This window comes from Capsulimonas corticalis (assembly GCF_003574315.2).
Classification (GTDB): Bacteria; Armatimonadota; Armatimonadia; order Armatimonadales; family Capsulimonadaceae; genus Capsulimonas; species Capsulimonas corticalis.
In genome coordinates this window covers 4517513-4535575 of the sequence record NZ_AP025739.1, presented here as the reverse complement: position 1 = coordinate 4535575, position 18063 = coordinate 4517513, and the positions used below count along the sequence as shown (strand labels likewise).

Annotated in this window: 17 protein-coding genes and 2 tRNA genes; 10 read left to right on the top strand and 9 right to left on the bottom strand. The window is 62.0% G+C overall.

The window, feature by feature from the left end:
- Window positions 1-756: a nucleotidyltransferase family protein gene (locus tag D5261_RS19490; protein ID WP_245992688.1), complete on the top strand. Its 756-nt coding sequence runs from the start codon at window positions 1-3 to the stop codon at window positions 754-756.
- A 170-nt stretch (window positions 757-926) separates the two neighbouring features.
- Here the strand turns inward: D5261_RS19490 and D5261_RS19485 are convergent, their stop codons facing one another.
- A complete protein-coding gene (locus D5261_RS19485; protein WP_119325173.1) occupies window positions 927-3368 on the bottom strand; it encodes an extracellular solute-binding protein in 2442 nt (813 codons plus the stop codon).
- A 119-nt stretch (window positions 3369-3487) separates the two neighbouring features.
- Between D5261_RS19485 and hisF the strand changes: the two genes are divergently transcribed.
- The gene (gene hisF / locus D5261_RS19480) at window positions 3488-4255 is read left to right on the top strand and encodes an imidazole glycerol phosphate synthase subunit HisF (RefSeq protein WP_119325172.1); all 768 of its coding nucleotides are present in this window, start codon (window positions 3488-3490) and stop codon (window positions 4253-4255) included.
- A 50-nt stretch (window positions 4256-4305) separates the two neighbouring features.
- Window positions 4306-4381, top strand: a tRNA-Pro gene (locus tag D5261_RS19475).
- A gap of 64 nt (window positions 4382-4445) precedes the next feature.
- Here the strand turns inward: D5261_RS19475 and D5261_RS19470 are convergent.
- Entirely contained in the window at window positions 4446-4802 is a 357-nt protein-coding gene (locus D5261_RS19470) for an RlpA-like double-psi beta-barrel domain-containing protein (RefSeq protein ID WP_119325171.1), read from the bottom strand.
- A gap of 188 nt (window positions 4803-4990) precedes the next feature.
- Here D5261_RS19470 and clpX point away from each other — a divergent pair, with 188 nt between their 5' ends.
- A complete protein-coding gene (gene clpX / locus D5261_RS19465) occupies window positions 4991-6373 on the top strand; it encodes an ATP-dependent Clp protease ATP-binding subunit ClpX (protein WP_125206414.1) in 1383 nt (460 codons plus the stop codon).
- Between the two features lie 64 nt (window positions 6374-6437).
- Entirely contained in the window at window positions 6438-7646 is a 1209-nt protein-coding gene (serB, locus tag D5261_RS19460; RefSeq protein WP_119325182.1) for a phosphoserine phosphatase SerB, read from the top strand.
- Window positions 7647-7656: 10 nt separating this feature from the next.
- On the opposite strand, the gene D5261_RS19455 is transcribed toward serB, so the two are convergent.
- The gene (locus D5261_RS19455; protein WP_119325169.1) at window positions 7657-9948 is read right to left on the bottom strand and encodes a RelA/SpoT family protein; all 2292 of its coding nucleotides are present in this window, start codon (window positions 9946-9948) and stop codon (window positions 7657-7659) included.
- A gap of 165 nt (window positions 9949-10113) precedes the next feature.
- Window positions 10114-11013, bottom strand: coding sequence for a diacylglycerol/lipid kinase family protein (locus D5261_RS19450; protein WP_125206413.1), 900 nt, complete (start codon window positions 11011-11013; stop codon window positions 10114-10116).
- A 176-nt stretch (window positions 11014-11189) separates the two neighbouring features.
- Between D5261_RS19450 and D5261_RS19445 the strand changes: the two genes are divergently transcribed.
- Window positions 11190-11570 carry a competence type IV pilus major pilin ComGC gene (locus D5261_RS19445; RefSeq protein WP_119325167.1) on the top strand — a complete coding sequence of 127 codons (381 nt, stop codon included), beginning with the start codon at window positions 11190-11192 and terminating at the stop codon, window positions 11568-11570.
- A 32-nt stretch (window positions 11571-11602) separates the two neighbouring features.
- Here D5261_RS19445 and D5261_RS19440 read toward each other — a convergent pair whose 3' ends face one another.
- Window positions 11603-12415 (bottom strand): sulfite exporter TauE/SafE family protein, encoded by an 813-nt coding sequence (locus D5261_RS19440; RefSeq protein ID WP_119325166.1) that lies wholly within the window; start codon window positions 12413-12415, stop codon window positions 11603-11605.
- Between the two features lie 19 nt (window positions 12416-12434).
- On the opposite strand from D5261_RS19440, the gene lipB reads away from it, so the two are divergent.
- From lipB to D5261_RS19425, 3 genes are read left to right on the top strand one after another with little or no spacing between them, the layout of a single operon-like run.
- A complete protein-coding gene (gene lipB, locus D5261_RS19435) occupies window positions 12435-13118 on the top strand; it encodes a lipoyl(octanoyl) transferase LipB (RefSeq protein WP_119325165.1) in 684 nt (227 codons plus the stop codon).
- Entirely contained in the window at window positions 13115-13396 is a 282-nt protein-coding gene (locus D5261_RS19430) for a hypothetical protein (RefSeq protein WP_119325164.1), read from the top strand. Before lipB ends, D5261_RS19430 begins: the two co-directional genes overlap by 4 nt.
- Window positions 13397-13424: 28 nt before the next feature.
- Entirely contained in the window at window positions 13425-14129 is a 705-nt protein-coding gene (locus D5261_RS19425) for an LON peptidase substrate-binding domain-containing protein (RefSeq protein ID WP_165864687.1), read from the top strand.
- Window positions 14130-14132: 3 nt separating this feature from the next.
- Here D5261_RS19425 and D5261_RS19420 read toward each other — a convergent pair whose 3' ends face one another.
- From D5261_RS19420 to D5261_RS19405, 4 genes are all read right to left on the bottom strand, one after another.
- Window positions 14133-14579, bottom strand: a complete 447-nt coding sequence (locus D5261_RS19420) for a hypothetical protein (RefSeq protein ID WP_119325162.1) — start codon at window positions 14577-14579, stop codon at window positions 14133-14135.
- Window positions 14580-14624: 45 nt separating this feature from the next.
- Window positions 14625-15293 carry a TetR/AcrR family transcriptional regulator gene (locus D5261_RS19415; RefSeq protein ID WP_119325161.1) on the bottom strand — a complete coding sequence of 223 codons (669 nt, stop codon included), beginning with the start codon at window positions 15291-15293 and terminating at the stop codon, window positions 14625-14627.
- A gap of 44 nt (window positions 15294-15337) precedes the next feature.
- Window positions 15338-15991, bottom strand: a complete 654-nt coding sequence (locus tag D5261_RS19410; RefSeq protein ID WP_119325160.1) for a uracil-DNA glycosylase — start codon at window positions 15989-15991, stop codon at window positions 15338-15340.
- Between the two features lie 86 nt (window positions 15992-16077).
- Window positions 16078-16152 (bottom strand) — tRNA-Glu (locus D5261_RS19405).
- Between the two features lie 117 nt (window positions 16153-16269).
- On the opposite strand from D5261_RS19405, the gene D5261_RS19400 reads away from it, so the two are divergent.
- Entirely contained in the window at window positions 16270-17841 is a 1572-nt protein-coding gene (locus D5261_RS19400) for a serine/threonine-protein kinase (protein WP_301002093.1), read from the top strand.
- The last annotated feature ends 222 nt before the right edge of the window (window positions 17842-18063 follow it).

Below are 18063 nucleotides of genomic sequence, written 5' to 3'. Positions count from 1 at the left end.
GTGGTCCTGGCGGGCGGCAAGACGAGCGAGGAAATGCGCGCGGCGACGGGAGTGGAAAACCGCGCGATGGTCGCGCTCGGCGGCCGCATGATGCTGGACTTCGTCGTCCAGGCGCTCACATCGGCGAAGTCCGTGGACCGGCTTTATGTCGTAGGGAACGTCCCGGCGAACTCGGCCTACACCCTGGTTCCCGAGCGAACATCCCTGGTGGAGAACTTGATGGCGGGCGTGACGGCGGCGCAGGCGGACAGCAGCGGCGAGTATATCCTGATCTCGACCTCCGATATCCCGTTCATCACCAGCGCCGGCGTCGACGATTTCGTCGCCCAGGCGTCGGCGCGCCGCGCCGACCTTTGCTACCCAATCATCCCGATGGATTCCTATCGCAAGCGATTCCCGCAGATCAAACGCACCACGCTGAAAGTGCGCGAAGGGGAGTTCACCGGCGGCAATATGATGGTCCTGCGCGCCGAATTCGTGGCAAAACAGCAGGAAACGATCGAGCGCGCTTACGCCGCGCGCAAGGATGTCCTGCGCCTCGCGCGCCTCCTCGGCGGCAACCTCCTGATCCGCGTGCTCCTCGCGCAAACCGTCGCCCCCTCTCAGCTCACGATCCCGATGCTCGAAGCCGGCGTCAGCCGCCTCGTCGGCGGCGCCAACGTGGCGGCGATCGTGACGGAGCACCCGGAGATTGGGACAGATGTGGACCGGCCGGAAGACATCGATATGGCGCGGAAGATCTTGGCGCTAGTGTAGGGATGGCCCTCACCCCCCTCCACCCGCAAGCGGGTCCCCGGCTCTCCCAAAATTGGGAGAGCCGGGGAGTCAGAGTTTTAAGTTAAGATCTTTTGGATCTTTGATCCAACTCTTAACCCTCGCCCAGACCTTTGGGAGAGGGTGGCCCGAAGGGCCGGGTGAGGCCTCCCCTACGCCTTCGTCGTCGCAAACTTCAGGTTCTTGATAATCCTCAGCTGGAAAACCGTAAACCCAACCAGCATCATCCCCATAATCCACGCGGCGGCTGTCGCGTAGCCGAACTTCAGGTACATAAACGCGTTGTACCAGATCTCCAGACCGAGCGAGTGCGTGGCGTAGAGCGGGCCGCCGCCGGTCATGACGAGCATTGTTTCCGAGGCTTGGAACGAGGCGATGGCGGCGCCCAGAAATGTGATCATGATCAGCGGACGCAGTGTGGGAAGAGTGATCTTCCAGACCTTGGTCATGACCGACGCGCCGTCGAGGTCGGCGGCTTCGTACATCTCATCCGGTACGCCTTTGAGGGCGGCGAGGTAGATGATGCTGCCGGGGCCGGCGGTCGTCCAGATCCCGGGGAGCGTGGCCGCGAAGAGAGCGAGCGCGGGCGTGCCGAGCCAGTCGTAAGGGCCTTTGGCGCCCATGGTCACGAAGGAGATAATGGTGTTGAACAAGCCCTGCGGGGTGCTGTCCTCGAACCATTTCCAAAGATACAGCACGACGAAGCCGTTGACGACCGCTGGGAGATAGTAGATCGTCCGGAACAGCATCTTCCCGCGCGGGATCTCCGAAAGCGCCAGGGCGATGAAGATCGGCAGGAAGAAACCGAAGATCAGGTTGTAAAGCGTGAAGAGGATCGAAACACGGATCCCGGCCCAGAACGACGGCTGATAGAAGCAGTCGATGAAGTTATCGAGACCGACGAAACGCGGCGGGGCGAGCAGCTGGTAATTCTGAAAGGCGATCACCAGGCCGCGCACCAGCGGATAGTACTTCCAGAGCAGCACGGAGAGCGCGGCGGGCGCGACGAACAGCAGCGCGATGATGTGCGGGCGCAGGTTGAACGGGCGCGGCGTTCTGGCCTCGGTTTCCGTCGGACGCGCGGCGAGATACGCCTTCCAAGCCAGCTTGCCCTGCCACACCAGGACGCCAAAGAACGCGAGCATGAGGATCCAGAAGACGACCGCCGCGCCGGTCCGGCGGCGCTGCATCTCTTTGGGATCGACATACCCCGTCAGCTTCGTATTGACCTCGCTGGCCGCGACGGTCAGCAGCGCGTGCGCGTCTTTTCCCGGATCCAGTTCGATCTTTTGCAGCGGCTGTCCCAGCAACACGTACACCTGGCTCATATTCGCGCCGTACGGCTCGGGCCGGCCGTCTTCGAACAGTGTCTTGCTGGCCTGAAGCCAGGCTTTGGACACGCCGGCGGCGTCATCGGCGTAGCCATACTTGATCAGCGACTGCGGATTGACGGTGTTCGCCAATCCCGCCTCGACATACGCTTTCGTGCGGATCCGATCGGCGTCGTCGGACGCCATAAACTTCACGAACTTCCACGCGGCGTCACGCACGCGCGGGTCTTTGATCTGCGAGGAGATGCCCCAGCTCGCCGCGTTGATCTCATTGGCGCTGATCCCGGTCGGTCCCTTCGGCATCGGCGCGATGCCGATCAGACTGGGGTTGAGCGAGTTCGTATCGGCGGTGTTCGCGATGATATTGCTCTGGTACTGAAACCACATCGCGACCGCGCCTTTGACCCGATCCTCCGCCATCGTGCTGCTGTGACGCGCCACGCCGACATAGCGCTTGCCGTCGGGACCGACCCACGGGCCGGTCATCAGCTTCTTATGGAACTCCAGAGCGCTCACGCCGGCGGGCGTGTCGAACGCCGCCTCCCACTGTCCCTTGGCGTTACGGCGCACGACTTCGCCGCCGGCCTGCCACAAGAAATTGATCCACCAGTACGCCGTCGCATCGGGATCGGTGCCGTACTCAAATCCCCAAACGCCCTTGGGTTGGTTTGTCAGTTTTTTCGCGTAATCGTAAAACTCATCCCAGGTCTGCGGCGGCCGGTCCGGGTCCAGCCCCGCCGCCTGAAACAGGTCCCGGCGATAGTAAAGCGCCTGCACAAACTGCGCGTAAGGGATAAAGTAAACGTGGCCGTCGCCGACATCCTTGATGACCTTCTTGATCACCGGACTCAGACGCCCATAGACATCGGGATCCTGCTTGAGATAGCCGTCGAGCGGCTCCAAAAATCCCTGCTGAATATACGTCGCCGACTCCCGGAAGTTGACATACACGACATCCGGCGCGGTGCCTCCCGCGAACTGGAGCATCAGCCCCGATTCCGCCGCCGGCCCCGCGATCTGGATGCCCTGCGCGCTCTCCAGACGGATGCCTGGATTCTCCCGCTCGAAGGTCTCGACAATCGCGCGGTCCGCCCGGTAGCGCGGCGCGATATCGTTCTTACCCGGAAGCTTGAAGCCGCCGGCGCCGCCGACGCGCAGCACGATCTGTGAGGAATCCGAGTTGGCGGCGGTCTGCGCCGTCGCGATGGACGTCACGCACAGGAGCACGCAAAGGGTGAAAAAGAGGCGCTGGAGTTGCTTCATGGTTTGTTCAGGGGATGGCCGGGTGATGAGACATTCTACCACAGAACCTCGCCCCGCGAGAGCCCGCCAACCACGGGAGGTATAATAGAGACACTAACCCGAGAATTTGAGACACGAATATGCTGGCGACACGAATCATTCCCTGCCTCGACGTCCAAAACGGCCGCGTGGTCAAAGGGACGAACTTTTTGAATATCCGCGACGCAGGCGACCCGGTTGAACGCGCGGCGCTCTACGACGCCCAGGGCGCGGACGAGCTGGTGTTTTTGGACATCACCGCCTCCCATGAAAAGCGCGACCTGATGTTCGATTACGCCCGCCGCGTGGCCGAGGAAGTCTTCATCCCCTTCTGCGTCGGCGGCGGCATCAAGACCGTGGAAGACTTTCGGCGTATCCTCAAGACGGGCGCGGACAAAGCCAGCATCAACACGGCCGCCGTGACCAACCCCGAGCTGATCACTGAGTGCTCCCGCGCCTTCGGCGCGCAGTGCGTGGTCGTCGCGATCGACCCGAAGAAGACGGGCAACACTCCCTCCGGTTGGGAGGTCCACATCCACGGCGGACGCACCCCCACCGGCATCGACGCCTTAGACTGGGCGCTGGAGATGGAAGACCGGGGCGCCGGCGAGATCATGCTGACCTCCATGGACGCCGACGGCACCCTGGCCGGCTACGACATCCCGCTGACCCAGGCCGTCACCCAGCGCGTCAACATTCCGGTGATCGCCAGCGGCGGCGCCGGAACCCTGGAACACATCCACGACGCCGTCACCGCAGGCGGCGCCCAGGCGGCGCTCGTCTCCAGCATCGTCCACTATGGGACTTTCACGGTGGGCGAGATCAAAGACTATCTGGCCGAGCGTGGGATTCCGGTGCGGCGGGTGTAAGGCCCCTTGACGCCGCCCTCCTTCACCCGGTATAATCTGCAAACGTTCGGCGGGGTGTGGCGCAGTTGGTAGCGCGCTACTTTTGGGAAGTAGAAGCCGAGAGTTCGAGTCTCTCCACCCCGACCAAACAAACGCCTCTGTGCGCCATTGCGGCGCACAGAGGCGTTTTGCTGTTTGGATCCTACATATCTTACTTGTGCGGCAGAACGCGCCATTGGACGCCGCGCACGACGCCGTGGCTGAGCGGGGCGAAGCGGCGGAACTGGGCGGGCGTCAGGTCGAAATGGTTGCAGCCGGTGTCCGTGATGCGCACGCGCATGGAGGTTCCGCCGCGCGACAGCAGCACCCACGAGCCGCGCGGAGCGAGGTTCGACGCGGTGCGGCCGTGACGATCGCGGTAAAAAGTGCAGTAAGTGGCGCCGCCGCCGTGGCGGCTGGAGGAATGGGTGTGGCGCCGATGGTGGGCGAATGCGGCGGGAAAAGAAACAACGAGCAGTACGAGAGCGAAAACCGGCGTCTTGAGACAGGCGAGAGAATAACCGAACATGGATTCGTCCTCCTGAGATTGCGGTGCAGATAAGTTCACTCTCATTTTCTGAGATTCCTGCCCCAATTGCTCGATTTTCGGACCGCGCGGGCGCCTGTCCGCGTTGACAACGAAATCGCCGTCATGCTAAAATATCACCCAGACGCCCGGCGGAAATCACCGCCGGGCTTGCGTTGTGGAGGAATGTCTTGAAAGCAAGTTGCATGGTCTGCGGGGCGGATTTCGAAGTGGAGCGCGACCGGGGACAGATCATCGAGATCGATAGTGTCGGACATTACATCTGCCACCGCGATTGGCCGGGCTTCAACGCCGGCGTGGATCTGCAAAAGCGCGTGCAGGATACTCAGCGCCTGTCCGACGACGATGAGCTGATGCAGCGCCGCGAACAGGCCCGTCAGGCGCTTGCGGACTTCCACCAGACTCCGCGCGACATCGTCGCCAAATTGGACGAATACGTGATCGGCCAGGAGCGCGCCAAGCGCGATGTCGCGGTCGGCCTCTACGATCATCACCGCATCCACCAGTCGGACGTGGAGAGCAAAGAAATGGGCACGACTCCCGAAGTCGAGCTGGAGAAAGCGAACATCCTGCTTGTCGGCCCCTCGGGAAGCGGCAAGACGCTGATCGCGAAGACACTGGCGCGCTCGCTCGGCGTCCCCTTCGCCTCGGCGGACGCCACCAGCCTGTCTCCCACGGGATACACCGGCAACGACGTCGAAAGCGTGCTGACGCCCCTCTATCTGGACGCCGGCGAAGATCTGGAGTGGGCCGCGCGCGGCGTCGTCTTCCTGGATGAGATCGACAAGATCGCCCGCAAGAGCCAGGCGAACCCCTCGATCACCCGCGACGTCAGCGGCGAAAGCGTCCAGCACGCCCTGCTGAAGCTGATCGAAGGCACCATGGCGCAATTGCCCTTAGGGGCATCGGGCCGCAAGCACCCGGACGCGCCGCCGGAGTATATCGACACGAGCAAGATCCTGTTTATCGGCGGCGGCGCCTTTGAGGGCTTGCCGGAAATTGTCGCGAAGAAGATGAAGCGCCAGACGGAGCGCACCATCGGCCTGCGCGCCACGCCCGCCGCCATCGCCGGCGATCCGCAGCGCGACTTCCAGATCCTTTCCGAAGCGCCGATGGAAGTGCTGATCGAAAGCCTGATCGACTATGGCTTCGTGCCGGAGCTCGCCGGACGCCTCCCTATTATCGTCCCGCTCGCGCCGCTCACCAAGGAGCAGATGCGCCGCGCCCTCACCGAGCCGAAGAACGCGATCGTCCGCCAGCAGGTCGAACTGTTCCGACGCGACGGTATTGAACTCGTCGTGACCGAGGAAGCGCTCGACAGCATCGTCGAAAAGGCAACCTCCATGAAGACCGGAGTCCGCGCCCTGCGCTCCCTGGTCAAGGGAATGACAAGCCGCGCCCGCTACGAAGTCAGCGGCGATCCGAAGGTGATCAGCGTGGAAGTCGGCCCCGAGTCCCTGGAAGACCCATCGAAGTACGATGTAGTGTTAAAAGTCGGGGAGACGATGGAGAAGAAGACGAGCCAGGAAGCAGGGTTCGCGCGAGCGGTATAATAAAGACGGCCGGCGATTTTCAATCGCCGGCCGTTTTGTTTGGATGACAATGACGTTTATTCCCATGCAAGAAACTTTTCTTATCACGGTTTCCGGATCGGACCGCCCCGGCCTCACCAATGCGTTCGCGAGCATTCTGGCGGAAGCGGGCGCGACGCTGCTGGATATCGGCCAGGCGGTCATTCACAACTCGCTGACGTTCGGTTTGATGGTTCAGGTCGAAAGCGACATGACCGCTTCGCTAATCGGCGCGCTGGAGGAAGAGGCGCGGAGCGCGGGCGTCAAGGTGCGTATCAAACCGGTCTCGGAGGATAATTACCGGGAGTGGATCGGCGAACAGAAACAGCAGCGGTTTATCATCACCCTGCTGGGCTCGCGGATCACGGCGGCGCAGCTTGCGTCGGTGACGCGCAAATTCACCGAATACGGCCTGAACATCGCGGTAATGGACCGGCTTTCGGGAAGGGACGCCGCGTCCCGAGCGGAAAATCCGCGGATGTGTATTCAGTTCGCGCTCACGGGCAACCACGCCGACGCCACGGCGCTGCGGCAGTCGCTGCTGTCCCTCGCCCGCGATGAGGATTTTGACATCGCCGTGCAGGAAGATTCCATCTTCCGGCGCAACCGGCGTCTGGTGGTGTTCGACATGGATTCGACGCTGATCCAGATGGAGGTCATCGACGAGCTGGCGCGTCGCGCCGGCGTCTATGACGAAGTCAGCGCCATCACCGCATCGGCCATGCGGGGCGAAATCGACTTCCCGACAAGCTTCCGCCGCAGGATGGCCCTGCTCAAGGGTCTCAGTGGCGATGCGCTGGACGATGTCGCGAACAACCTTCCCCTGACACAAGGAGCCGATCGGCTTCTCCGCACGCTCAAGATGCTCGGTTACAAGACCGGCATCATCTCCGGCGGCTTCACGCACTTCGCCCGGCGCCTGCAAGCAGATCTGGGATTCGATTACGTCTACGCCCACGAGCTGGAGGTCGTCGACAACCGCCTCACGGGCGAAATTCTCGGCGAAGTGATCGACGGACAGCGCAAAGCCGAGATCCTTCGGGAGATCGCCGACAAGGAACAGATCGTCCTCGCACAGACCATCGCCATCGGCGACGGCGCGAACGACCTCCCCATGCTCAGCGTCGCCGGCATCGGCGTCGCCTTCCACGCCAAGCCGCTCGTTCGGCAGAAAGCCGAGCATTCCATCTCGCTGATGGGATTAGACGCGCTTTTGTACCTGCTGGGGATCCGAGATCGGCACCTGGCGGACTGAGGGAACGATCCTATTCGACTGGTTCTTCATTCACGCCGAGGCGATGGATGTCCATGACATCCGTTAATCTTTGCAGGCGCACCATGACGGCGGCGATGTGGGCGGTGTCGGCGGCGTCGAAGCTGATCTGCATGACGGCGGTGTGGTTTGGGAGCGAACGGGTGCGGATGGCCTGGATGTTGGTCTTTGCCTCGCTGAACAGTTTCCCAACGTCTTCCAGCAGGCCGATGCGGTCGGCGAGTTCGACCTTGATATCCGTGAGATAGCGCTGGGTGTTGTCCGACGGCTTCCAATCGACTTCCAGAAGCCGTTCGGGCTCCGTCTGCTGGTAGTGGGTGACATTGGGACAGCCATGGCGGTGCAGGGCGACGCCCTTGCCGCGCGTCATGTAGCCGGTCACTTCGTCGCCGGGCACCGGCTGACAGCACTTGGCGCGCGTGATCGCGACGTCTTCTAAATCTCCCCCAACCTGAAGCTTGCCGTTATTTCCGCCCTTGCGCTCGTAAGTCGGCGCGGTGTGCGTCGTTTCCTGCGTCAGTGCTCGGAGGCGCGTGAGCATGGTGCCGACGGCGACATCGCCGTAGCCGATCGCCGCGAGAAGCTCTTCCTGCGAGTGCATCGCCATGGCGGTGGCGACTTTGGTCAGGATATCGGCGGACAGCAGATGCTTGCTGTCCAGGTGCAGGCGATCCAGCTCTTTTTGCATCAGCTCCCGGCCGCGCGCGACGTTGGCGGTGAAGCGGAGCTTGCGGAAGTACGCCTTGATCTTGGTGCGCGCATGGCTGGTCTTGGCGCTGGCGAGCCAGTCGAGCGAAGGACTCGCATTCGGACGCGCCAGGATCTCGACGATATCGCCGTTGTTGAACTGGTAAGTCAGCGGAACGATCTTGCCGTTCACTTTGGCGCCGACGCAGTGCAGGCCAAGATCAGAGTGAATTCGGTAAGCGGCGTCGACGGGGGTGGCGCCGCGCGGAAAATCGAGGACGTCGCCCTTGGGCGTGAACACGAAGACCTGATCGGTGAACAGGTCGCTGACGACGGAGCGCAGGAACTCGCCCGGCTCCTTGGCGTCGGACTGCCAGTCGAAGAGCTGCTGGCGCAGCAGGCTCATCTTCTTCTCGAAGCCGCGGTCGCCCGATGTTTTGGCGCGTCCCTCTTTGTACTGCCAGTGCGCCGCGATGCCGAAGTCGGCCAGGCGGTGCATCTCAACCGTGCGGATCTGGATCTCCAGCGGTTCGCCCGTGGGTCCCAGGACCTTCGTGTGCAGCGACTGATAGCCGTTGGACTTCGCCTTGGCGATGTAGTCGTCAAAGCGGCCCGGGACCGGCATCCAGAGGTCGTGGACGACGCCGAGGGCGTGGTAGCACTCGGAGACGCTGTTCACGATCACGCGCAGGGCGATCAGATCGTAGACTTCGTCCAGATCGATATCCTGCTTCTGCATCTTGTTGTAGATGGAGTAAAGGTGCTTGGGACGGCCCTGGATCTCGGCCTGGATATTCTCCTCGGCGAGCCGCTTGCGGAGCATGTCCGTGGCGCCGCCAATCTCCTGCTCGCGCTGGGCGCGGGTGCGGTCCAGCTTCTGCTTGATTTCGTTGTAGGCCGTGGGGTTCGAATACTTGAAGGCGAGGTCTTCCAGCTGCCACTTGATCTGCCAGATCCCGAGGCGGTGCGCCAGCGGTCCGAAGATTTGCAGCGTCTCCTGCGCGACCTTCACCTGGCGATGCTCGGGCATCGCCGAAAGCGTGCGCATGTTGTGCAGGCGGTCGGCCAGCTTGATGACCATGACGCGCAGGTCTTTCGCCATCGCGAGAAGGATCTTGCGCAGGTTGCCCGCCGATTTATTCGTCTCGCCATGCCGCTTTTTGCGCGCCGCCGTCTCGGGGCTTTCCGGATCGGGACTGGGCGGCGGAAGCTGCGGCGCATCGGCTTTGGAGGCGTCGCCTTCCATGCGCGACTCGAAGTCGGCAAGCTTGAGCTTGGTGACGCCGTCCACAAGATCGGCGATCTCCGGCCCAAACTCGTGGGCCAACTGGTCGCGCGTCACGCCGCAATCCTCGATCACATCATGAAGGAGGCCGGACGCAATCGTGGCGTCGTCCATTTCCAGCTCGGCGAGGATGGTGGAGACGGCGATGGGGTGAATAATATACGGCTCGCCGGAGCGGCGGAACTGGCCGTCATGCTTCGCGGCGGCGTAGTCGAACGCCCGGCGGATCAGATCGGTATCCGCATCGGGATGGTAAGACCGAGCGCAGTCGATCAGCGCTTGATATAGGGGTTCATAATCGTCGGCCATCATCGCACCGGTCTAGCAACTATCGCCATAGTTTGCCGCTGTCATATTTTCACGCGTCACGCGCATTCGTATTGGCGCGAGGCGTGTAAATCATATTGTACCCGAGTGACAAACCCCGTTAACATCCAAGGTTTATTCGGACAATCCATTGCCGGCATTTACGCGCGTTTATGGGGTGAGGACACGCAGCGCGCGCGGCTCCAGCGTGATCGTCATCGGCGTATAGTGATACATATCGCCATCCAGTTGGCCTTGAATGGGCGGATCGGATTCGATCTGTATGCGCCGCGCGCGATAGTAGCGCACGCGCGGGTCTTTCAAATGCCGGCCGGCCAGGGCCGCCATGATCTGCGTCAAAAAGCCCACGCGATCGGTCGGCGCGCGTTCAAAGACGCAAATGTCCAGCCAGCCGTCATCCACAACCGCGAACGGCGCCAGTCGGATCTGGCGGTAGGCGTAAAGGGCCGAGTTCGCCACCACCACGAGAAAGGCTTCGGTCCGGATCTCTTCCGAATCGAGCGTCAGCTTGATCGAGGTGCTCCGGTACTTCGCGAGCGCTCCCAGCGTGCCGAACACATACGCGGCCGGCCCCATCAGCTCTTTCATCGGCTGAACGATCTCGCCCACGACGGCCGCATCGAATCCGAAGCCCGCCATCAGCGCGAAGTAGCGCCCTTGCGCCTCGCCGACATCAATATCGCGCGTGTGGCCCTTGCGCACCATTTCCGCGATCTCGGCAAAGCCGCCGCGCGGGACGCCCAGCTCATGCGCCAGCACATTCTGCGTGCCAAGCGGGATGATCCCCATCGGCAGCGTCGCGCCGTCGTCGGAGCGGCCGGCCAGCAGTCCATTCAGCACTTCGTTGACGGTGCCGTCGCCGCCGGCGACCAGCACGCACTCCGCGCTGCGATTCTCCGCCGCGCGCCGCGCCGCCGCTTCGGCGTGGCCGGAAGATTGCGTCACGATGATCTCAGAGACGAACTCCCGGGTAAACGCGTCCGCCTCGGCTAAAAGCTCCTGCGGCCGTCCCTGGCCGGCGGTGGGATTGACGATCAGCAGCGTCTTCATTCCATGCCATCCCGAGCAGTCAAGCTTACGCACAACAGTCTTGGCGACAAAGAATCCCAAAAAGTTCCCAGAACAGCGGCGCGGCGCTCTGGAGAAATTGCGCGCGGCGCCGATAATAATAGTGTCGTCTGTGTTTTCAATGGAGCGATCGGTAACGAAAGGTGAGCATCCTCGACATGAAGTCTCAAAATGGATACCTGACGCGGCGCCGGCGCCGGTCGGCCTTCACACTGGTGGAGATTATGATCGTGGTGCTGATGATCGGCATGCTGCTCAATATCGCGGCGCCCGCATTCCTGCACGCCCGGGATCTCGGGCAAGCGCGCGCCTGCGTCGCCAACCTGCGCAACATCACATCGGCCAAAGAACAGTTCGCTCTGGAGCATACCGCCGCCAATACCTACACGCCGGTATGGAGCGATATTTCGCCCTATATCAAATCGAAGTCGGCTCCGCTGTGTCCCACCAACAGCAGCGTCTATCTGCTGAACGACATGAACAGCTATCCCGCCTGCTCGTATGGCGGTCCGGCGGGGCTTCCCCACATCCTGAACTAGCGAAAGGAGCGGTCCTTGGCAGTGGATTGAATTCACTGCTCTTGACCGGCTCCGGCGCGCCGGCCGATCTCGCTCTGCACCCAGAACGCTCCGATCACCGACGCCAGCGCCCCATAAAGCGCGACCTGGCCGTAGGCGCTGATGCTGTGGACGGCGTTGTATGCGCCCACGAGGCCGCCGAACAAGCCCCCGAACGCGATCCATGTCGCGGACTGCGCATCGAATGCGCCGGTCCTGCGGTAAATCAGCATTCCCGGCAGCGACGCGATCGCCAGCGCCACGATCGCGGTGCCCTGCGCCTCCAGCGGGCGCAGGTGCAGCAGCAATATCTCCGCCGGAACCACAAAGACGCCGAGCCCGACAATTCTTCCCAAAGCGCCGGCAAGCAGCCCCACGATCAGAGCGCCTCCCAGATCGATCAGCAGCGGCAGGTCGCGTCCTCCGGAAATCGTCGCGATCGTCGGCGCGCCGGCCACCATCGCCAGACCCGCGATCAGCACGATGATCGGATTGATAAACCGTGACCGTGATTGCTCCGCCCAGCGCAGCGCGACGCCCTGCCCCAACGAGGCTCCAAAAATCTGGCCGAGGACGAGGGGAATGACCAATCCCCACCGGACATCGCCGTTCTGGCTGTAGGGCAGCAGCGCCCCCAGCGCGCAGGCAAGCGTCGCCGCCAGCGCCGTGGCGCTGCGCGCGCCGGGGCCAATACTGAGCAGCTTCCGCGTGAGCGGAGTCACCAGAACGCTGGCTCCCATGCCGGTAAGACCCGACAGCACTCCACAGGGAAGCCCGACAAGGCAGAGAATGACATTTTTGAGGTAGGATAGGTTAGGACGCGCCATCGCGTGGATTATACCTGAAATGCCTCACTGTCACATATTGTCCATTCAAGAACCCCAGCCGTACGCCCAAACGCTCGCTCAGCAATACGCCCTGGTCGAACAAAGACGCGCCGGCCAGATCCCCGACACCCTGCTGCTTCTGGAGCACACGCCGACGGTGACCGTCGGCAAAACGGCGCAGCCGGGCGACCTTCTCACCGATCGCGAGGAGCTGGCGCGGCGTGGGATCGCCGTGGAAACCGTAGACCGCGGCGGCGAAATTACGTATCACGGCCCCGGCCAGCTAGTCGGATACCCGATCCTCGACCTGCGCCAGCACGGCCAGGATCTGCATCGGTATCTGCGTGACCTGGAGGAAGTCCTCATTCAAACTGTCGGCGAATTCGGGCTGGAGGGAACGCGAAAGGCGGGGCTGACGGGAGTATGGATCGGCGAGCGTAAGATCGCGGCCATCGGCATTAAAGTGCGCCAGTGGGTCACCATGCACGGCTTCGCGCTCAATATCCATAACGATCTGGCGTCTTACCGCCGCGACTTTGTCCCCTGCGGCATCCGTGACCGCGGCGTGACGTCGCTCGCCGAGGAATTGCCCGATTCAGGGATCACCCGCGCCGAAACCGAAACGCATGTGCTGCGCGCGTTCGCCCAAGTGTTCGATGTGTCTCCCGTATTCTCCGGCGAGATGGGTATAATCAGCGCATGAAAGTTCGTGTCAAAACAGAAATCGCCGGCCGCTCCATCGATGAAACGCTGGCAGGGACCGACGCCGACGATATCCTCACTCAGGTCAAATCGCGTGTCGCCAAAGAGCTCGGCTGGAAGGGACTTTTCCTGAACGCCATGACGCCGCTGGGCTTCGCGCAGGAGGCTGTCAAGCGGTACAACGCCGCGAACAACAGCAGCTACGCGCCGCCGCAATCCGCAAATGAGTTCGTACAGCTCGGAAGCCAGCTGGGGTTTGTCGAGATTTTGCCCGAATAAGCCGCCGAACGAAACGAGCCGCCACCCAATGAACAACTTCGACGCACTTCCGTTGTTTCCTCTGGACGTCGTTCTCTACCCCGAGATGCCGCTTCCGCTGCACATCTTCGAGCCGCGTTACCTGGAAATGGTCGCGCACTGCCGCCGGCACAACACGCCGTTCGGCGTTGTGCTGACGCCGGATCAAACCCTCAGCGACACGCAAACCCTCGTTTCGCAGGTGGGGACCACCGCGCGAATCCAGCAAGTGGAGGAGACCGACGACGGCAGACTCAATATCGTGGTGGCGGGAGAAACCCGCTTCCGGATCGCGCAAATCAGCAGCACGGAATCCTACACGACCGCGCGCGTCGACCCTTTCTGGGAGCACATGACGGACCCCATTCTCCTGAAAGCGCCGTTCGACATGGTGACGGGCCTGTTCCGAACATATCTCAAAAGCCTGTTCGCCCTCACCCATCGCACGCTCAGCTCGCTGCAATTGCCGCTGGAGCCGGAAAACCTTTCCTACGCCATCGCCAGCGTTCTCCAGATCCCGCTTTCCGAGAAACAAAAGCTGCTGGAGCTCACGACCACCGAAGGCCGTCTCAGCGCCGAAATTGAAATCCTGCGCCGTGAGCTTGACGCACAAGTATGCCTCCAGGAGATTCAGAGCCAGCGTCCCGAGTGCGGCCCCTCCGTGATCGAGCCGGTGAGCGTCCGGGATTTGAACAAGCTGTCGTCCCGGAATTAACGCTTACCACTCATCCCCGAGCCGGAAATATCCCTCGTTCGCGTACTGCGCCGCCAGTTCATATGGGCCTTCGCCTGAGTATCGCCGCTGCGCGACAAAGCGTTTGATCGCGCGGCGGGCGTCGGCTAGCGCCTGCGAGTAATCGGCCTGACGGAATGCGTAATGGCGCTCGGGGGCAGGCGACGAAAGTCGCCAGTAGACCCAACCGGCGTCATGACGCACCCCGACCCCGTTTCTGATTCCCGCACATTCCGGAACGCCGCACCAGCAGGTGATGATCGAAAATACACCCGACTCACGCTCGCTCCGGAATAGTTCCTCCAGGTCAATCGCCAGCAGATAGCGTCTGCACTCTTCCAGAGGCTGGCCATCGATATCCAAACAGCAGAGGACATAATCGATTTCGTCCCGTCGATCCACCTGTACGGACAGTGACAATGTGTTCGTCATACAATCCCTGTCGCCAGGGCCGTGGATGTTGGTAAACGCGGCCTATCACGGCGCGGATGAAACAGCGAGATTGAGGGCGGCCAGAACGAGCGCGTAGACGATGGGAGCGATTTCGGCCGCGGGGTGATCGCCGGCGAGGGTGTCGTAGAATTCGAAACTTGTGAGCGCCAGCAAGGTTCGCGCGGTGTGTTCGCGCGGCGCCAGAGCCGGCGCTCCTTGTTCGGGCAGGCGGGCGAGCAGCGCGTGGATTGCTTGGCGGCGGCGTTCGTCGCGGGCGGCGATGGCGTCGGCGAACTCTTTGTCGAGCGCGGCAAAGCCGCGCAGAGACCGGTTCATCACGCGTTCCTCGCCCCAGAAATCACAGAAGACTTCGACGTACATCCGCAGAGCGTCGCGCGCATTTGCCTGCATGAAAATCGAAGGGATGCGGTCGCCCAGGCGCGCGCGCAGGGCGATGTCGTCAAACAGCGCCTCCAGCAGGCCGCGCTTCGAGCCGAAGTATCCATAAATCGTCATGCGCGTGGCGCCCGACCGGCGCGCGACGGCCTCCATCGAAAAGCTCGACGCCGCGTTGTCCCCCAGGATCAGCTCGCGCGCGGCGACCAGCGCCCGCGCCTTTGCCGCGTCCATCGCCGCCTCGCGCCGGCCCAGCCGGTAGGGCCGCGCGCACTTCTCCCCGCCTTCGCCGGGCTCTCTGTCCGATTCGTTGGTCATCGATTGGAATTTCCGTATCGGATCCGCGTTTCCCTCGGGAACGATCAGAACAGTGTCATGCGGGGTTCGTTTTTGACGGCGATCGTCTTTTCGCGAGCGGCGATGAGGTCGTCGATGAGGAATTGGCGGGAGGCGACGTAGGCTTCGCCCTCCTGGCGCAGGATATATGCGGGGTGCAGGGCGGCCATGGCGTACTTCACGTACTTGCTTTCCTGCCACTGACCGCGCTCTTGAAGCATTCGGAAGTTCTTGTGGATGATGGCGGTCGCCGCCGGGGCGCCCAGGCACAGGATCACGCGGGGCTGAATGATCTCGATCTGCTTCTCCAGCCAGAGCGGTACGCAGGTTCCGGACTCTTCGGGACGCGGCGGGCGGTTCTGGATTCTCCCATCGGCCACCAGAGTCGCGCGGCATTTCACCACGTTCGTGATGTAGACGTGCTTGCGCAGCATGCCCGCCTCGCGCAGGCACTCATCGAGAAGCTTGCCGGCGCGACCGACGAACGGGACGCCCGTGGCGTCCTCGTTGGCGCCCGGCCCCTCGCCGACCAGCATCAATGGGCTGCCCGCGTTGCCGTCGCCGAAGACGACGTGCGTGCGCGTCTGGCTCAAGTCGCAGGCCGGGCATGTGCTCGCTCGCTGCGAGAGCAGCTCAATGCGCCGAATCTTCTCTTCCCGGTCGGTCACCGGATCCGCCATCACAATAATCTCACTTTGATCGGAAATTTGGAGTAGTTGCTGGGATGATACCCAAAAAAAGAGCGAAGGGGGAAGTGTTGAAGAATTGGTAGCCCTAAGGAGAATCGAACTCCTGTCTACGCCGTGAGAGGGCGTTGTCCTAACCGCTGAACGATAGGGCCACGATGTTGCAACGGAGATAATATACCCCACGGAGATTTGGAAGTCAACCCTTTTTTATGATCCCTTGACAGAATCCCCACATATTTGCTAATATTTTCTTAAGAGGTACAGGCAGCTTGGCGAAACGCAAAAGGCACGACGATTTAATGCTGCTCGCCCCCGGCGAGACGGTCCGCGGCAATTCGGGAACCTATGTGGTGGGAAAGGTTGTCGGAACCGGAGCGTTCGGCGCGGTCTACTACGCCGAAGACCCGGACATGCCTGGCCGCAAGGTCGCCCTCAAGGAGTTCTTCGGCGCGCGCAACCCGCGCGAGCAGCGGATGCTCAAGGATCTCTTCGATCGGGAGCGCGTGGTCGGCATGCACGCCAGCGCCCACCCTCTGATGCCGACATCCTACGAATCCTTCCAATTTGACGGCTATTTCTACATCGCCCAGGAGTTCATCGAAGGAACGACTCTGGACGACATCATTCGCAAGCGCAGTCCCCTGCCCCGCGAATGGACCCTTCGCTGGTCCGTATGTTTGTGCGACGCGCTCGCCTTCCTTCACTCGCGCGGCATCATCCATCACGACTTGAAGCCGGCGAATATCCGCATTACCCCGCAGGGCCATCTCTTTCTGCTGGACTTCGGCGCCGCCCAGTACTTCGGGAAGGCGAACGAGGGTCGAAAGCAAACCGAGATTTACGGCACGGAGGGATACCTACCGCCGGAGCTCGACGGCGATGGCAAGTGGGTCGCCGACGTCCGCACGGATATCTTCGCCCTGGGCTGCATTCTCTATGAGATGATCGCGGGAGAGCCGCCCGATCAGGAGAAGATCAACGCGCGCTCGATGACGATCACCAACGAGCTGATGGAGAAGCCCAACGCCGATCTCAATCTGGTCGCGCTGATCAACCGATCGCTTTCCTACAACACCGAGTACCGCTTCGCCAGCGCCAACGACTTTCTGCTGGAAATGCGCAAAACGGCGCCTCCGGTTCTGCTCATCAACAAAAAGCACCTGCGTTTCGGAGCGATCCCATCCGGGGCGCATGTCCCGCCGCTCCAGATCACGATCTATAACGCCGGCGGCGGCGAGCTGCGCGGCGAGATCAAGCCGCGTGATAACTGGATCCAGGTCCCGTTCACCACATTCAAGGGCAACAAGCGCGACGTCAACGTGATTGTCGTTCCCTCCCGAATGCCCAATAAGAACGGAATCAATGTCGGCAAGCTGGAGTTCAACAGCCCGCAGTATTACGATCAGGACGGCAAGCAGATCAGCTCCGGCGACCGCTGGTTCCTCGAATGCAGCGCCAGCGTCATCCTGAAGCCCGGCCTGCTGCAAGTGACGGAGCGTCCGACCAACGAAGCCGCGCCCATCGCCATCGCCACGCGTTCCGGACAGCCGGGCGCGGGCGTGTTCGAACTGAAGAATATCGGCGAACGAGCAGTCGACTTCCAGTTCAGCATCCCGGCGGGCCAGCCGATAGAGCTGTCGATCGCGCCAGAGACCGGTTCCCTGGAGCCCGACGCCGCCATCAGCATTCAGGTAAAAACACAGCCGTCCAGCCTGTCCTCCGGAGCGCACACGCTGCAAGTCAACGCCAGCGGCTCCAACGGACAAACCCTGAGCATCCCGATCGTCGTCAACCAGCAAAGCGCGCTGGGCTTCCTAAAATCGCGTATCTTGAAGCATTAAAGGAAGAGGCCCTCACCCCCCGGCCCCCTCTCCCAATTCTGGGAGAGGGGGAGTCAGAGGGAGTGAGAATTTAAGTCATATGACCTTTGGATCTTTGATCCAAATCTTAATCCTAACCCTCTCCTAAGATTGGGAGAGGGTGGCCCGAAGGGCCGGGTGAGGGCCGCTCCATAAACATAAAAAAGCCTCGGGCAATCTGCCCGAGGCTTTCTGTTTCGCACC

Bases quoted from the DNA above. Each gene is read 5' to 3' on its own strand.
- D5261_RS19410 (WP_119325160.1), bottom strand. From the start codon at position 15,991: ATGGCGGATCCGGTGACCGACCGGGAAGAGAAGATTCGGCGCATTGAG.
- D5261_RS19455 (WP_119325169.1), bottom strand. From the start codon at position 9,948: ATGATGGCCGACGATTATGAACCCCTATATCAAGCGCTGATCGACTGC.
- D5261_RS19425 (WP_165864687.1), top strand. From the start codon at position 13,425: ATGAACAACTTCGACGCACTTCCGTTGTTTCCTCTGGACGTCGTTCTC.
- lipB (WP_119325165.1), top strand. From the start codon at position 12,435: ATGCCTCACTGTCACATATTGTCCATTCAAGAACCCCAGCCGTACGCC.
- D5261_RS19450 (WP_125206413.1), bottom strand. From the start codon at position 11,013: ATGAAGACGCTGCTGATCGTCAATCCCACCGCCGGCCAGGGACGGCCG.
- serB (WP_119325182.1), top strand. From the start codon at position 6,438: ATGCAAGAAACTTTTCTTATCACGGTTTCCGGATCGGACCGCCCCGGC.
- hisF (WP_119325172.1), top strand. From the start codon at position 3,488: ATGCTGGCGACACGAATCATTCCCTGCCTCGACGTCCAAAACGGCCGC.
- D5261_RS19420 (WP_119325162.1), bottom strand. From the start codon at position 14,579: ATGACGAACACATTGTCACTGTCCGTACAGGTGGATCGACGGGACGAA.
- D5261_RS19485 (WP_119325173.1), bottom strand. From the start codon at position 3,368: ATGAAGCAACTCCAGCGCCTCTTTTTCACCCTTTGCGTGCTCCTGTGC.
- D5261_RS19440 (WP_119325166.1), bottom strand. From the start codon at position 12,415: ATGGCGCGTCCTAACCTATCCTACCTCAAAAATGTCATTCTCTGCCTT.
- D5261_RS19415 (WP_119325161.1), bottom strand. From the start codon at position 15,293: ATGACCAACGAATCGGACAGAGAGCCCGGCGAAGGCGGGGAGAAGTGC.
- D5261_RS19445 (WP_119325167.1), top strand. From the start codon at position 11,190: ATGAAGTCTCAAAATGGATACCTGACGCGGCGCCGGCGCCGGTCGGCC.
- D5261_RS19470 (WP_119325171.1), bottom strand. From the start codon at position 4,802: ATGTTCGGTTATTCTCTCGCCTGTCTCAAGACGCCGGTTTTCGCTCTC.
- D5261_RS19430 (WP_119325164.1), top strand. From the start codon at position 13,115: ATGAAAGTTCGTGTCAAAACAGAAATCGCCGGCCGCTCCATCGATGAA.